Annotated in this window: 11 protein-coding genes and 1 pseudogene; 4 read left to right on the forward strand and 8 right to left on the reverse strand. The window is 60.6% G+C overall.

The genetic code is table 11. From position 1 onward, the window contains the following. Window positions 1–80: 80 nt before the first annotated feature. The 3 genes from JNK74_18645 to JNK74_18655 all read left to right on the forward strand — a co-directional run bounded on the left by JNK74_18645 (window position 81) and on the right by JNK74_18655 (window position 2,114). Window positions 81–1,040, forward strand: a complete 960-nt coding sequence (locus JNK74_18645) for a hypothetical protein (protein MBL7648205.1) — start codon at window positions 81–83, stop codon at window positions 1,038–1,040. A gap of 97 nt (window positions 1,041–1,137) precedes the next feature. Next, complete coding sequence (locus JNK74_18650; protein ID MBL7648206.1) at window positions 1,138–1,374, forward strand: hypothetical protein; 237 nt, start codon at window positions 1,138–1,140, stop codon at window positions 1,372–1,374. A gap of 11 nt (window positions 1,375–1,385) precedes the next feature. Beyond that, window positions 1,386–2,114 carry a zeta toxin family protein gene (locus tag JNK74_18655; GenBank protein MBL7648207.1) on the forward strand — a complete coding sequence of 243 codons (729 nt, stop codon included), beginning with the start codon at window positions 1,386–1,388 and terminating at the stop codon, window positions 2,112–2,114. Between the two features lie 123 nt (window positions 2,115–2,237). Here JNK74_18655 and JNK74_18660 read toward each other — a convergent pair whose 3' ends face one another. From JNK74_18660 to JNK74_18685, 6 genes are all read right to left on the reverse strand, one after another. Continuing rightward, on the reverse strand, window positions 2,238–3,500 hold the full coding sequence (locus JNK74_18660; GenBank protein ID MBL7648208.1) for an alpha-L-fucosidase: 1,263 nt from the start codon (window positions 3,498–3,500) through the stop codon (window positions 2,238–2,240). Window positions 3,501–3,956: 456 nt separating this feature from the next. Further along, window positions 3,957–5,912 (reverse strand): hypothetical protein, encoded by a 1,956-nt coding sequence (locus JNK74_18665; protein MBL7648209.1) that lies wholly within the window; start codon window positions 5,910–5,912, stop codon window positions 3,957–3,959. Between the two features lie 151 nt (window positions 5,913–6,063). Then, window positions 6,064–6,969, reverse strand: a complete 906-nt coding sequence (locus JNK74_18670) for a S49 family peptidase (GenBank protein MBL7648210.1) — start codon at window positions 6,967–6,969, stop codon at window positions 6,064–6,066. Beyond that, on the reverse strand, window positions 6,953–7,126 hold the full coding sequence (locus JNK74_18675) for a hypothetical protein (GenBank protein ID MBL7648211.1): 174 nt from the start codon (window positions 7,124–7,126) through the stop codon (window positions 6,953–6,955). Before JNK74_18675 ends, JNK74_18670 begins: the two co-directional genes overlap by 17 nt. Window positions 7,127–7,288: 162 nt before the next feature. Further along, window positions 7,289–7,498 carry a hypothetical protein gene (locus tag JNK74_18680; GenBank protein ID MBL7648212.1) on the reverse strand — a complete coding sequence of 70 codons (210 nt, stop codon included), beginning with the start codon at window positions 7,496–7,498 and terminating at the stop codon, window positions 7,289–7,291. Window positions 7,499–7,643: 145 nt separating this feature from the next. Beyond that, the gene (locus JNK74_18685) at window positions 7,644–8,951 is read right to left on the reverse strand and encodes a Gfo/Idh/MocA family oxidoreductase (GenBank protein ID MBL7648213.1); all 1,308 of its coding nucleotides are present in this window, start codon (window positions 8,949–8,951) and stop codon (window positions 7,644–7,646) included. A 259-nt stretch (window positions 8,952–9,210) separates the two neighbouring features. Here JNK74_18685 and queC point away from each other — a divergent pair, with 259 nt between their 5' ends. Next, window positions 9,211–9,894 (forward strand): 7-cyano-7-deazaguanine synthase QueC, encoded by a 684-nt coding sequence (gene queC / locus JNK74_18690; GenBank protein MBL7648214.1) that lies wholly within the window; start codon window positions 9,211–9,213, stop codon window positions 9,892–9,894. A 726-nt stretch (window positions 9,895–10,620) separates the two neighbouring features. Here the strand turns inward: queC and JNK74_18695 are convergent. Next, window positions 10,621–13,248: pseudogene (locus JNK74_18695) on the reverse strand (hypothetical protein). Window positions 13,249–13,374: 126 nt separating this feature from the next. Further along, the gene (gene queF / locus JNK74_18700; GenBank protein ID MBL7648215.1) at window positions 13,375–13,827 is read right to left on the reverse strand and encodes an NADPH-dependent 7-cyano-7-deazaguanine reductase QueF; all 453 of its coding nucleotides are present in this window, start codon (window positions 13,825–13,827) and stop codon (window positions 13,375–13,377) included. Window positions 13,828–13,835 lie beyond the last annotated feature (8 nt).

Below are 13,835 nucleotides of genomic sequence, written 5' to 3' on the forward strand. Positions count from 1 at the left end.
CAATTCCAACTCTCATGCTATGCTGGCTGGCGAGCGATACGGTTGGCGGTTGTGCGGCCAGGACAATAGGGGATGGCACCATGTCGATGTTAAGAACAATATTTCTGCTCGCAGCGTGCGCGGCGGCGATGCCATTGCAAGCGTCGGAGTTGAGCACTGCGGAAAGGGAGGCTCTGTTTTCGTCATTTGAGGAGGTGGACTGGTTTGAGGACGAAGACAATGCGCGGTACAAGCACTTCGTTTATCTTGAGGATCCTCAAAGCAGCGTTGCCCTCCGTTCGGACAAACGCTCCACGAAGAAACTCTTGCGTGCCTTGGAAGAAGACCCCTTCGAGTACGGGTATTGCCGAACGGGGCGAATTCTGGCGAGTCGTGGGGCAACCATTTTGCCGCAACTTCTGGACGCCTTGCCCGGTTCGGACAGCTACTATCGCATATGCCTGGTGAATTTACTGAGCGAAATTTCCGATCCACAACGAGACGCCGCATTTGTTGATCTCCTGCAGAAAATCCTCCACGAAGGGGACCCGGACTCCCTGGTGGCCCCCGCGGTCGAACCGGCCATGCGCGTCCTCGCCGCGCGAAATGTGGCGGCGGCCGTGCCAGTGCTCAGGGCCTATCTCGAAACGGACGGTATCGAAGGAGAACTGCGCGCCGGCGCAAGGATTGCCCTGGGGCGCATGGGAGCACTGGATCCCGGTTCTATTCCAAGCGTGCCCTATGAAAAAGAGGCGGGTTTGAATGTGGAGGGGTTGGGCGATCAAGTGGCGCTGCTGGAGTTGCTGTTGAAGTATGAACTGATCATGGCGCCGCTCAAGCTCGTGGAATTCGAGGCCGGCGCCGCCCCGACGAAAGTATTGAAGGGCACCATCGAAGACGGAACCTGGTATCTCCGTGTCGGCCAGGCGCAGGACGGCCGCGTGCCGTTCTACTATAACTGGGACACCGGGCCCCTGTCGGCGGCGGGCTACACCGGCGTGGCGGAAGTGCGGAACGGGCAGTGGATCGTGACGGACTGGCGGATGATGTGGATTAGTTGAGGGTAGTGCAGTGATTGGGAATCGTCGGACGCCACACCACGGTTTTAACAACTTCTCCGGCGTGATATAATCTAGTCACAAGAGGCAAATTTCGATTATGGCGACCGATCAGAACGACTACTCTTTGATGGATGCGGCGGAGCAAGCCTTCGCCGCACAGGCAGGCGCGGTTTTTGCCGCCGCTCGGAAATCTCACTTGTCCATGGGGCATGATGTGGTCATCGCCCGGGGCGATGCGATGTATCGGCTGACACCGGACGGAGCCTGCCATTTCATCAAGCATATCACCCCTCCCCGGAAATATGCACCGGGTACCAAGATTCGACTTCGGTGAAAGTACCTCGAATGCGGGTCTTTGCGGGACCGAATGGTTCGGGCAAGAGCACCCTCAATTCCGTATTGCCCTCCTACCTGCTCGGTCTGTATTTGAACGCGGATGACGTCGAGGCATCCTTGAAAGGTCAGGGGTATGTGGATCTGTCACGCTTTGGACTTGAATCGCCGCTGCTGGGAATCCATGAATTTCTCACCGCCTCCCCATTGTTCTTAAGGTCTGGCGTCGACGTCGTGCCGCGAGGCGGAGTTGTTGTTGAAGGAACACGGGTTCTGCTCGCGGACAAACTGCGCAATTCTTATGCGGCGGCGGCTCTGGTGGAATATGTTCGGGAAGAGCTTCTTCGCAAAGGAGTTTCTTTCACTTTTGAAACCGTTATGTCCCACCAATCCAAAGTCCTTTTCATGGAAAAAGCGCTGGCCGCAGGTTTTCGCGTCTATCTCTACTACATCGCCACGTCGAATCCCAGTATCAATGTGGCCCGGGTTAAGAATCGTGTCCAATCCGGAGGTCACGCCGTTCCGGAGGATAAAATTCTGAGCCGCTACGGACAGTCGCTGAAACTACTTTACGATGCAATTCGCAACTCGAGTCGCGCGTATATTTTTGATAACTCGGCCGATGCCGCAGACATTGTGTGGATCGCAAAGTGCACCGATGGGATTGAGATCGAGCTCCAGGTGGAGGACGTACCCGACTGGTTTGCGCGGCACGTATTGGATCGATTCGAAAGTGGTTGAGTTTCACTTTCCGGGTGCGCCGCCGCGTGGGCACGCGCGTTGCCGTCGCCGCAGCTTTCTCGGGGCTTCTTATTGATGCGTGGCCAATACGGCTCAGCGTAGCGGCCTTGCGCGAGTCCGTCCCTACGCGCCCAATTCCACTGCAATCACCGACACCACGGGATCGGGCAACTTCGCCGGTAGCACAATCGACTTCGCGGTGTCATCCACCTTCAACACTTCACCCGTTTCCAGCAGCCTGGCGCTATTGATTGAGCGCTTCAGGCCGGTCAATGTCACCGTGTCCGCATCGCGTGATTCGAGGTGCAGGAAGAGCGTGTCGCCCTTCGCCGTGAGCTTGCCGCTGGAGGCGGTGATGCCGTTGGCCTTGCGGGTACCGTAGATGGCCTCGCCGTTTACCATCAGCCATGCGCCGATGTCGTTCAGGCGCGCCACGAGGTGCTCGGGCACGGTGCCGTCAGGCCGTGGGCCCACGTTGAGCAGGAGATTCCCGCCCCGGCTCACCACGTCCACGAGGGTGCGAATAAGCTCGGTGCTGCTCTTGGCCGGACCGTCGTCCCGGCGATAGCCCCAGGCGATGCCCATGGTGAGGCAGGCCTCCCAGGGGCGGACTTCTTTCTCTTCCGCCTCGGTCTTCTCGCCGATTTCGGACATCTGCTCGCGGGTGTAGAAGTCGGCCAGGGGCGTGACGCCGCGCACGCCTTTGCCCAGGCGATCATTGATTAAGGCATTCGGCTGGAGCGTGCGAATCATGTTCACCAGCTCCGGCGCGCGCCAGGTTTCCGCCGGGTGATCCCATTCGCCGTCGAACCAGATGCCGTCGATGGGGCCATAGTTTGTGCAAAGTTCACGCACCTGACCAAACATAAACTCGTCGATGTATTTCGGCAGGTTCGCTTTGAAGTCCGGCCGGTACCAGTCGAGGGTGGAGTAGTAGAACGAAATCTTTACATCGTTCGCCCGGGCCGCCGCGACGAGCTCCTTTACAATGTCGCGCTTCGCCGCGCGGTCCATGGAATCGTAGTCCGTCAACGCGCTGTCGAACATCGCAAAGCCCTCGTGGTGCTTGCTTGTGAAGGTCATGTACTTCGCGCCCGCGCGTCGCACCATTTTCATCCACGCGTCCGCATCGAAAGCGGTGGGATTGAACTGATCCGCGTACTTGGAATAGACCTCGACGGGGATCTGCTCGTCGTGCATGGCCCAGGAGACATAGGGGCCTTTGGAATTCGTGCCGTGGAGGGCGTAGAGGCCCCAGTGGACGAAGATGCCGAACTTGGCGTCCTTGAACCAGGTGTTGTCCGCGTGGGGCAGCATGGCGGGCTGGGCGCTTGCGGCGAAGGGCGCCAGAACGGTGAGGAGGGCGAGGGCAAGGAATCGGTTCATGGGAGTACCTTTCTACAGTCACGGAAACTATACAGGTGGGGCGCAAACGGGGCAAACAGATGGACTTGATCTTGCCGCGAAAGAACGCGAAGAAAATGGTATCCAACCATTCGCGGGTGATCCGGGACAGCATCGCCCGATGATACCGGCAGGCGAGAAAGGCTACGGGGTGAGAATAATCCTTGGTCCGGCGTCATTCGCTAAGACCGTCGAGGCTGCCCCGTTGTTTGGCGGTGCAACTGGACGCCAACGGCTTGAGCCTCGCCGTCACAATGAGACTTCTTACTCGCTTATACTGCCTACGCGCGAGAGCGGTGATCGTTTCAGTACCCTTCTCTGACAACAGGACAGCCCCGCCGGTTAAAGCGATTTGCGCCCGGCCCAGTCGGAAGAACGGACCCGTAGCGCATTTCACCCCACCAAGGCACGGGGCGACGCTGTCCCTATGATCAAAATCTACTTCGCGGCCCCCACACTTCCGTGGTCCACGATGCCGGGCTCCTTGTACCAGCGGGCGAAGAATTCGTCCGCCGTGCCGGGGAAGACACCGCCCTTCACGTTCATCCAGGTGAGCTGATCGCCCACGGAGAAGTACACATGGGTCTTGCCGTCAAACTCGACCAAGGCGGGGTCGGAGGCGTTGATGCCTTCGTCCAGGCCTTGGGGCGAGAGCACGGGGTTGGCGCTGCTGAGTTCCCATTGCTTCAGGTCTGCCGAGCGCGTGATGTAGGTCTCGTAGTAGTGGCGGGGCTTACGATTCTCGAGGTAGAGCACGTAATAGTAACCGTTGCTGTAGTGGATCTCGGGGCAGGCCGTATAGCGGTTGGTGCCAAAGGTGGCCTCGGGCAGTTTCTCCCAGGTCTTCAGATCCTTCGAGGCCGCGAATTTCACGGTGAAGGCGGGATAGTCCGGTGTGTTGGATTCATAGGCGAGGACGTAGCCCTCGGGGCCCTTGCAGAGGCTGCTGTTGAAGAGGTGCTCGTTTTCCTGGGTCACGATGACCTGCTTATCCCAGGTCTTCAGGTCCTTCGAGCTGAAGAGCGTCACGTCGTTCCAGTTGTTGTCCGCAAAGCGCGAGGCCGTCGCGTAGAAGGTGTCGCCATCCACGAAGCAACTTGCGAGGCCGTAGCCCTCGGCGAATTTCGCCACGGGTTCGTTGGTCGCGGCGTCGCGCACTTCGAGCCAATATTGATCGGCGGAGCCACCACTTGCCGGGCGCACGCAGGCCAGGTGCATCAGCTTGCCCTGCCACACCACAGGCGACATCTCGCACATATCCTTCTGGACCAGCGCGATGTCCCGCAGGCCGTTGTCCGGCGCGATTTGTGCGGGCGGGGCCATCTGCGCGAAGGCACCCACGGGCCACTGTTGCAGGCGGTGGAAGCCCTTGGGCACTTCCTGCTGGAACTGGACATAGGCCTGGGTACTCCCCGCCGTCGTGTATTGGATTTCGGGGGCGGTTTCCTTGTTCACGCGCACGCCGAAGACCTTATAGCCCATGACGGTCGTGTCTTCCAGGTCCACCGCGAGCAGCTTGCCCTGCTCCACGCTCTGAATTGCGCCGTCGATGGGCGTGCCCTGGGGCTGGCTGAAGTTCAGGGCGATCAGCGTGCAGTTTTTCAGCTTGATGCGCATGCTCGTGTCGAAGCCGAAGTTGCCCGCCTTCACGGCGCACTGAGGACTGGCCATGGTGCAGTCTTCAAAGATGATATCGGGTGTGGCGGGCATGGTCTTGTTTTCCACACGCACATAAGCCCCGGCGGTGTCGCCCCACCAGTCCAGGGCATACAACTGCGTGCGGCGGAAGGTGATGGGCTCGTCGGGGCGAGAGAGGCAGCTCGCCACACCGCCGCCGAAGGCCCGGCCGATGCTCACGCAATCCTCCACGATCACCGTGAAGGGCTCCACCTTGTTTGTGTTGTCCCAGAAGAGTCCGGCGTCGCTGCCGGTGGCGTAGAGGCGGCTCAGTTTCCAGCGGTCCCAGATGACGGCGGAAAAGGTCTCGTCCGTGTGCTCCTTCGACCAGCCCTTCTGCGTTGAACGGATGGTGCCGTGCCAGTCGTAGCTCTTGAAGCCCTGCTGCGGATCACCGGAGTCGATAACGACCCAGCCCGTGCGTCCGCCGCCCAGCGCGCCGTCGAAATCGCCGACAAGCTCGTTGTAGGCCCCGGCCGCGCCGCGGTGCGCGGGGGAAAGCATGGCCTCCATGTAGGTGTCGGGCCGCACGATGATGCGGTGGCCGCCCTGATCATTCGGGATGGCGTCCAGCGCGGCCTGAATGGTGGTGAAGGCCGTGGCCCAGGTCTGGCCCCCGGCGTCGTTGCCGAGCTTGGAAACGTAGAAGGTCTCGGCGGACGCCAGTGGCGCGAGGACGAGGGTGAGCACGAAAAGAAAGACGGGACGGGACGGCATGACGGGCTCCTGTAGAGGGTTGAGTTCCGGCGGCTACGATTGAGTAACGGGGGTGGGAGTGGAGAGTGTTTAGCCACCGAAAGGTTGACTGAGACCACCGCAAGTTCGAACGGTGGTTTTCGATACTATCGAATGAGACGTTGTCCCAAGACTACGAGTTCTTCAGCACGACGTGCTGGACCGCTTGAATAAACGCGGTACCGATGTGATTTTCAATAATCTTGAACGCATTGGTCGAAGAGACCGTATGGATGGCCGCATGATGCAAAGACAGGACCGCATCTTGCATCGACTGATTGTCTTCGAGCGACGTGACTTTGAGCCCAATTTCTCTGGCTTTGCTTAACGATATGTGCCGTGCGTGATTGAGGTTCAATGCATGGTCGGCCAACTCGCGAATTACGCTTTCAATCTCCGAGTCAGCGTTTTGGTCACCAAAGAACATGCCGCTGGCAAGCCATTCTCGAACCAATGACTCAGACCACTGCACGGCCTTCTCGCATTCGCCGATCAGCGTCGGATTGTACTTGGCTATTATTGGTTGCCACACAACGGCTTTGGTCTGATCCTTCTTGATTTCATCGAAAGCCCTGTTAAATTCCTCAACGATACCATGGGCGGGAATTCCATTGAACTGCGGATCGATTGGCCCGAGGCTCGACTGCTTGCCCATCACAATCTCTTTGGACGCGCAGGCAATCATCGTGCCGGCAGACATCGCAAGTTGGGGCACGATGACCCGGATGTCCTTTCCGAACATTGCGCGAAGGTAGTCAACGATTGACTCTGTCGCGGCGGTTTCTCCGCCTGGCGTATGAAGTACCAGGTCCAACCCCAGAGTTCGGTCCAATTTGTGGATTACCGACATGAATCCATTCTTGTCCGCGTCGTTGATGTGCTGACCCCGAACATCTGGCTTCTGAAGCCATCCAGAGTAGTAAATTATGACATTGCGGCCAGTAATCTCATGCAACTCACCGAGGTATTTCCGCCTAATGAGGTCGTGCGTGCTGCCCGCCTTCTTGATTTCATCGAGAATCTCATTCCAATTCGGCATAGCTATTGAAATCTGTTACAGGATTTGAGGAGTTGTCGGTTACGATGAATTGGTAGACATCTGGTTCGCAATCGGGCGCTTTTTCAAACATTAGGGGGCTTGGGGGCTGGGCGCTCAGTGCCCATTCAATTTCGTTCCATTTTTCAGAGATGCTCACTGTAGAGACTCCTTTATCTGCAAAGGCCTTCTAGCCCTATGGAATAGCGTCGGTGCCACTTCGATTTTCCAGGTCAGTTCTTACGGATAGTATTGTATTCACCGCAATACTAGAGAAATTCTGAGAAGGGGTCAAGTACGATGAGGGCTTCCTACAATACCTTCATGCGTGCTTGGCCCGCATGGCGTCGTGGTATTCGGTTCGCGCATCCGTGTCTCGCGCAATGATGCCGGTAAACCGCTCAAGGTCGGGATGGAGAGAATCTACTCGGGGCGTGGCAATGAATTCCACGGCCACAGTTGCGCCTTCCGGAAGTTCCACCTCGGTGTCCAAAACAATCTGTCCATTCTCAACGTGGCCTCTGTATACCATAGCGAAGCTCCTTGTGCGTGCATTCTATCATGAAATCATTGCACATCAGCCATCGAGATTCTGGCGGGTTTGGTTCCTGCAAAAAAAAATCCCCGGATCGTTTCCGATCCGGGGATGCAGTATCAGTCTACAAACCGTGCTTCGCTCAGGCGAAGGCGGTCTCGCCGGGGCGGGCGATGGGGCGGGTGGCCAGGGGGCCCCACTCGAGGGTGGCTGGCACGATGCTGATGGGGGCGTTGGCCACTTCTTCCCAAGTCAGGGTCTTGCCGGTGTAGGCGGAAAGGCGGCCCATGATGGCCATGAGCGTGCTGTCGCACATGTACTCGCCGTTGTTGATCGCTTCGCCTTTGCGGATGCTGGCGAAGAGGGCGTTGTGTTCGTTCTGGTACATGTTGTCCGGACCGGTGGCCTTGTGCTCCCACTTGCCGATCTTTTTGGAGTCGATGATGTGGCTCTGGAGTTCGCCAACGCCTTCGGTGCCGTAGATCCAGTCGGACACGTCCGTGCTGGTGCTGGCCCACTGGCGGCAACTGCTGAAGCACTTGGTGCCGTCGGCCCATTCGTAAACCGTGTTGAAGTGGTCATAGATGTTGCCGAACTTCTCGTCGGTGCGCACCACGCGACCGCCGCTGGAGGTGGCCTTCACGGGGTAGACGTTGCCCATGACCCAGCCGATCTTGTCCAGGCTGTGGATGTGCTGTTCGTTGATGTGGTCGCCGGAAAGCCAGTCGTGGTAGAGCCAGTTGCGCACCTGGAATTCGGTGTCGCTCCACTCGGGCTGGCGCTCGTGGAACCAGAGCGCGCCCGTGTTGTAGGTCGTCTGCATGGTCAGGATCTTGCCCAGAGCGCCGTCCTGAATCTGCTTGATGACGTCCTGCTTGGAGAACTGGTAGCGGTAGCACAGGCCGGAGACGAGGGACAGGCCCTTTTCCTTGGCCAGCTTGCTGGTCTCGCGGACGGAGCGCACGCCTTCGGGGTCTACGGCGATGGGCTTTTCACAGAATACGTGGCAGCCCTTCTCGACGGCGGCCTTGAGGTGGGCGGGGCGGAAGGCGGGGGGCGAAGCCAGCACGACCACGTCGCATGCGGCGATGACGCCGAGGTAGTTGTCGAATCCGGTGAACTTGTGGTCATCGTCCACGGCAATCTGGTGGCTTTCGATGCCGCTGCCGGCGGATTTCAACTTGGTGAGGCATTCATCGAGGCGGTCGGAGAAGGTATCACCGAGGGCGACGAGCTTCGTGTTCGGATCGGCCAGGAGGGCTTCGCGCACGGCGCCCGTACCGCGTCCGCCGCAGCCGATGAGGCCGACTTTGAGCACTTCGGAATTGCTGTCACCGGCGGCCGCACGGGCGCTGGAGGCCACATGGAACGTGGCGGCGGCGGCCATGACGGCGCCGCTGTTGCGAATGAATTCTCTGCGGGAACTGCCCGCGCCCGATGCCTTGTTCATTGCGATATTCTCCTTAACTGGCCGCTAACGCGGCGCTGCTATGCTGAGGTATGCGCCAAATGCCCCGAGCCCGGGGCGGGGTATGGCGTCAGCCGGCGGCCCGACGAGGCCAGCGGACGGTCTTCCATGATACCGAATAAACCGCATGCGCACAAATTTACGGAATTAATCGAGAAGGGGGAACGGGCCTGTAATGACCGCGTGGGTATCGGCCACAGAAATTCTATACAATAGCCAATCATCCAACCGGGAGCCTCCCATGACGCAGAAGCAGCCAGCCGTCGTTCTCTTGAGCGGCGGCGTCGATTCAACGGTATTGCTCCACTATGTGGTGCGGCGTCTGGACCGCCCGAATGTTCACGCGCTGAGTTTCAACTACGGCCAGCGGCACAGCCGTGAACTGGTCTGCGCGTCGGCCCAGGCCCGCCTGGTCTCGGCGGAGTACCGCATCATCGACCTTTCTTTCATGGGCGCGCTGATTCAAGAGGGTTCCGCGTTGATTGAGGGCGGCGCACCGGTGCCGGATCTGGATTCGCTGACCGTGGAGGAACTGCAGCAGCCCCCGACCTACGTGCCCAACCGGAACATGATGCTGCTGTCCATGGCGGCGGCCTATGCCGAGGCCCACGGAATTGCGGATGTTTACTATGGCGCCCAGGCCCAGGACGAGTATGGCTACTGGGATTGCACCCGGGATTTCCTGAAACGTATGAACGAGGTGCTGGGCCTGAACCGCAAGCGGCCGGTGACGATACATGCCCCCTTCGTGGTGAAGTCCAAGGCGGAAACCGTGGGGTTGGGTCTGGAACTCCGGGTGGACTTCACCCAGACCTGGAGCTGCTATCGCGGCGGTGAAAGCGCCTGCGGCACCTGCCCCACCTGCGTGGAGCGGCTGAACGCCTTCAAGGCGAATGGGATTGCGGACCCCGTTTCGTATTTGTGATCGGGGGCCGTGAACGCCCGCTCGGGGGGGAAAGGGACGTATGGGTCTTATGGGTCTTATGGGTCGTATGGGTCTTATGGGTCGTATGGGTCGTATGGGTCGTATGGGTCGTATGGGTCGTATTCGTATGGGTCGTATGGTGTGGCGGTGAACTGGGCAGTCACTGTCCACTGTCCACTGTCCACTGTCAATTGTCAATTGTCAATTGTCCACTGTCCACTGTCCACTGTCAACTGTCAACTGTCCACTGTCCACTGTCAACTGTCAACTGTCAACTGAACTCGGCAGCCAGATGAGCACCCGGGTGCCTGGCTTGTCTTCTCGATTCGTGTATTCGATCCCGCCGTTGTGGCGCATCATGATATTTCGCACGATGCTGGTGCCGAGGCCCACACCAAAGTTCTTGGTGGAGAATAGGGGCTCGAATATGCGCTCCAGCACGTCTTCGGGAAGACCGGGCCCCGAATCCTCCACGTAGATCTCGGCCCGCCCGTCCCGCTCCAGGGAGCGCACCCGGATGACGCGCTCCGTGCTTTCGGCCTCGTTCATCGCCTGCACCGCGTTGTCCAGCAGGTTGATGAGCACGCGGCGCATGAGCTCCCGATCAATGCGAACCCATGCGGGGCAATTGAGTTCGAGCACGAGCCGCGTCTCTTCCGGAGCGCCGATATCGTCGAGGGCCTCCCTCAGCCAGGGGTCCACCTGGGCGGACTGGGGGGAAAGTTCGCCGGCGCGGGTGAAGTCGAGGAGCTCCTCAATAATCCGGTCGCAGCGCTTTACGCTGCGGGCGGTGCGGTCGAGGGCGGATTCGAGGTTGAGCCCCATGCCGCGGACGCGCTTTTCGATCATGAAGAGCGAGCTCTGGATGGTTCCCAGGGGATTGCGGAGTTCGTGGCTCACGGTTGCGGTAAGTTGGCCCAGTGTGGCCAGGCGTTCCTTGCGAATGAGTTCCTCCTGCACCTGAGCGAGGACGCGGGTGCGCTCTTCCACCAGCTCCTCCAGATTTTCACTGTGCCGCTCCAGAAGCGCCTCGGTGCGTTTTCGTATTTCCACCTCCGAGAGCAGCGCGGCTTCGGAACGCAACAGGGCCTTGCGGCTGAACCACTGGAACAGGAGCGCCACGGCGGCCAGCACGATGGACAGGAAGACCGGCAGAAAGAAGCCGGGTTTCATCCAGACGGGCGGCAGCACGGCAAACGAACGGGTTGCCGGCGTGGGATCGACGTTGCCGTTTTCATCCGAGGCGCGCACCTCGAACTGGTAGGGCCCGTGTTCCAGCGTACCGGTGACTATGGTCGTATCCGTGGAAAAGGGGGACCATGCCGCGCCCCCATCGCCCCCGGCGGGCAGTACCCGCCAGGAAAAGTGGAGGTCGCGGATCGGGGTCTGATTCCAGGCATCGCGCCCGGCGAAGGAGAATACGCCGATACCATGGGCCTCGACCTGGGCGGGCCCCACCACAATCTCCGTCTCCGGCGCTTCGCGATCCGGGCGGTACCGGAAGAGCCCCTGGGTCTGGGAGCTGACCCATAAGACGCCCTCGTCGGTCTCGGCCATCGTGAGGGCGGGTGCGTGGGGCAGGCCGTGCTCCAGGCCATAGTGGACCCAGCGTCCACCCCGCAGCGCCGACAGGCCCGTGCCCCGGTTGGCAATCCAAATTGTGCCATCGCGGTTTTCGCGAATGCCCCGGACCGAATTGCTGCGAAGTCCATCGGCCTTGGTGAAGTGCTCGAATCGCTTCCCATCGTAGCGGTAGATGCCGGCTCCCATGCTGCCAAACCAGAGATCGCCCCCGCGCGTCTGGACAATGGCATGAACATCGTCTTCCGGCTCCACCCCGTCGGCCGCGCCGAAGGACTGGATGGATTCGCCGATCCAGCGCTCTATCCCGCCGCGCACACCGGCCCAGAAGACGCCCGGCTCGGTTTCTACGAGGGCGAATACCTGCTTCTGTTTGTAACCCGGCGCGGTGGGAAAGGGGGTCCAGGCGCCGTCCTCGAGGCGGAAAGCGCCTTCCATCGCCATGTAGATCAAGCTGCCGCCGGCCGTCACCGTGAAGCGCTCCAGGGTGGGATCCGTGGGTGGAAGGGTCCGGAGCTCGGTGCGCTCGCCCATGTCCAGCGAGTAGATGCTCAATTCCCCCCGGTAAATGGTGTGAAGCATTCCGTTCGCCACCATGGTCCACCGGAGGCCGCCGTCCGATTCGACCCAGAGGCGCCCGTCGCCCAGCCAGGTGGAATCATCCAGCGTCACGTCGCCTTCCTTCCAGGGATTCAACGCGCATCGGGGCACCCAGCTCGCGCCCTCCGGGGCAAAGATCGTTCCCGCGAAGTTCATGGCCCGTATCGGGTCGTTCCGCTGCGCGCGGGGCAGCAGTACGGAAGGCCCATCGGGCTGTTCAAGGGCAAGCCAAGTGGGCGGCGTGGCCCGAATGAGCCCCTCACGTCCGCCGGCCCAGACGGCGCCGTCGAGGGTCGTGGCGACGCAGCTCAATTCAGGCTCGCCGAACGCGGGGTCCAGGGCCCAGGGCCGCCAGCCGGCGTCCCCGCGGAGGAAGAGCCCGGAATGGGTGGCGACCAGCAATTCTCCCGTATCGAGGTCCAGCAGGTCATTGACGCTGGGTGGATATTGTTCCTGCGGCGTCCAGACGCCTCCACCCAGGCGATAGCCCTGGCCCCCGTCCCGTTCCACCGCCCACACTTCCCGCTCGTTCGTCTTGCGCGTTTCGTGCAGCACATGGTACTGGAGGTTTCCCAATTGGGCGTCGGGTGTCCACACGCCCTGGCGCAGCCAGCCAAGTCCGCCCCAGGCGAGAGAGAGCAGGTAGTTGTCGGGCTCCACCTCAACCACGTCCACCAGCTCGTGGCCGCGGCTTGTTTCGGGCATGGCAATGGCGCGCCAGCCCATTGCCAGATCGGCGGGCAGGGTGCCCACGGGATCTCGCAGCAAGAGCGTCCCATCGACGGTTCCCGTCAAGATCTGGCCGTTGGCCAACTCGCGGACGTGCGAGACGTCGCCCGTGGTCAAGAGGTCCAGATCGCGCGGGGTCAGGGGGAAGACCCGATCATCCCGCACCAGCGCCAGGCCCTCGCCCGTGCCAATCCAGACGCCGCCCCCAGGCGACTCGGTGATGGAATGAATCCAGTCATCCGGCAGACCGTCGGCCTCGGTGTAGGTGCGCCACTCCGTGCCATGGATTCGGTGGAGGCCCTCACCCCAGGTGGCGATCCAGACCGCGCCCTCCCGGTCCGCGAGCATACCGTTGACCGGCGCCACCGGCGCGCCACCCGGCATGGTGTACACCCGGAACTCCATTGCCGTTTCCGCCCGCCCGGCCAGAGCCAGCAGGATCATTGCCCACGTGGTCAGACTCCATCTCAAAAGGCGAATACGCCGTCTGTGGGCCCAGTCCCGCACGGTAGTCCTCCAATGGCAGTGCGCGCTCAGTATAGCGGATTCTTCCCATGCCCCGGAAAAGGATCAGGTCATGGGCCCCATGCTCGCGCGGTCATACGACGCCGTCACCGTGCTGGAGAGGCCGCCGCGGGGGTTGCACGTGATGGTGATGGTCATGGAGCGGGGCGCGCAGGCCTTCACGAGATCTTCGAGCATGCGGTTGACCAGGTGCTCGTACCAGATGCCCACATCGCGATACGAAAGGAGATAGTATTTAAGGGAGCGCAATTCCAGGCAATGCTCGCCGGGCACATAGCGGATGTTGACCACGGCGAAGTCGGGCAGACCGGAAAACGGGCATACCGAGGTGAACTCGTCGGTTTCCGTCTCGATACACATGGCCTGGCCGTGGGGTTTGTCCGCGTACTCGTAGGGGAAACATTCGAGCAGGTGATCTTCGATGGCCTCCTGTCCTTTGAAGGGCAGGGACTTGTCGAGCGCCTTGAATTGATCTTTGGCGGGCGTGGGGTTTTCCATTGGGATTC

It is taken from the genome of Candidatus Hydrogenedentota bacterium, from assembly GCA_016791475.1.
In the GTDB taxonomy this organism is placed as follows: domain Bacteria; phylum Hydrogenedentota; class Hydrogenedentia; order Hydrogenedentales; family JAEUWI01; genus JAEUWI01.

Excerpts from the sequence above, each read along its gene's own strand:
- JNK74_18645 (MBL7648205.1), top strand. The coding sequence starts at position 81 with ATGTCGATGTTAAGAACAATATTTCTGCTCGCAGCGTGCGCGGCGGCG.
- JNK74_18650 (MBL7648206.1), top strand. The coding sequence starts at position 1,138 with ATGGCGACCGATCAGAACGACTACTCTTTGATGGATGCGGCGGAGCAA.
- JNK74_18655 (MBL7648207.1), top strand. The coding sequence starts at position 1,386 with ATGCGGGTCTTTGCGGGACCGAATGGTTCGGGCAAGAGCACCCTCAAT.
- JNK74_18660 (MBL7648208.1), bottom strand. The coding sequence starts at position 3,500 with ATGAACCGATTCCTTGCCCTCGCCCTCCTCACCGTTCTGGCGCCCTTC.
- JNK74_18665 (MBL7648209.1), bottom strand. The coding sequence starts at position 5,912 with ATGCCGTCCCGTCCCGTCTTTCTTTTCGTGCTCACCCTCGTCCTCGCG.
- JNK74_18670 (MBL7648210.1), bottom strand. The coding sequence starts at position 6,969 with ATGCCGAATTGGAATGAGATTCTCGATGAAATCAAGAAGGCGGGCAGC.
- JNK74_18680 (MBL7648212.1), bottom strand. The coding sequence starts at position 7,498 with ATGGTATACAGAGGCCACGTTGAGAATGGACAGATTGTTTTGGACACC.
- JNK74_18685 (MBL7648213.1), bottom strand. The coding sequence starts at position 8,951 with ATGAACAAGGCATCGGGCGCGGGCAGTTCCCGCAGAGAATTCATTCGC.
- queC (MBL7648214.1), top strand. The coding sequence starts at position 9,211 with ATGACGCAGAAGCAGCCAGCCGTCGTTCTCTTGAGCGGCGGCGTCGAT.
- queF (MBL7648215.1), bottom strand. The coding sequence starts at position 13,827 with ATGGAAAACCCCACGCCCGCCAAAGATCAATTCAAGGCGCTCGACAAG.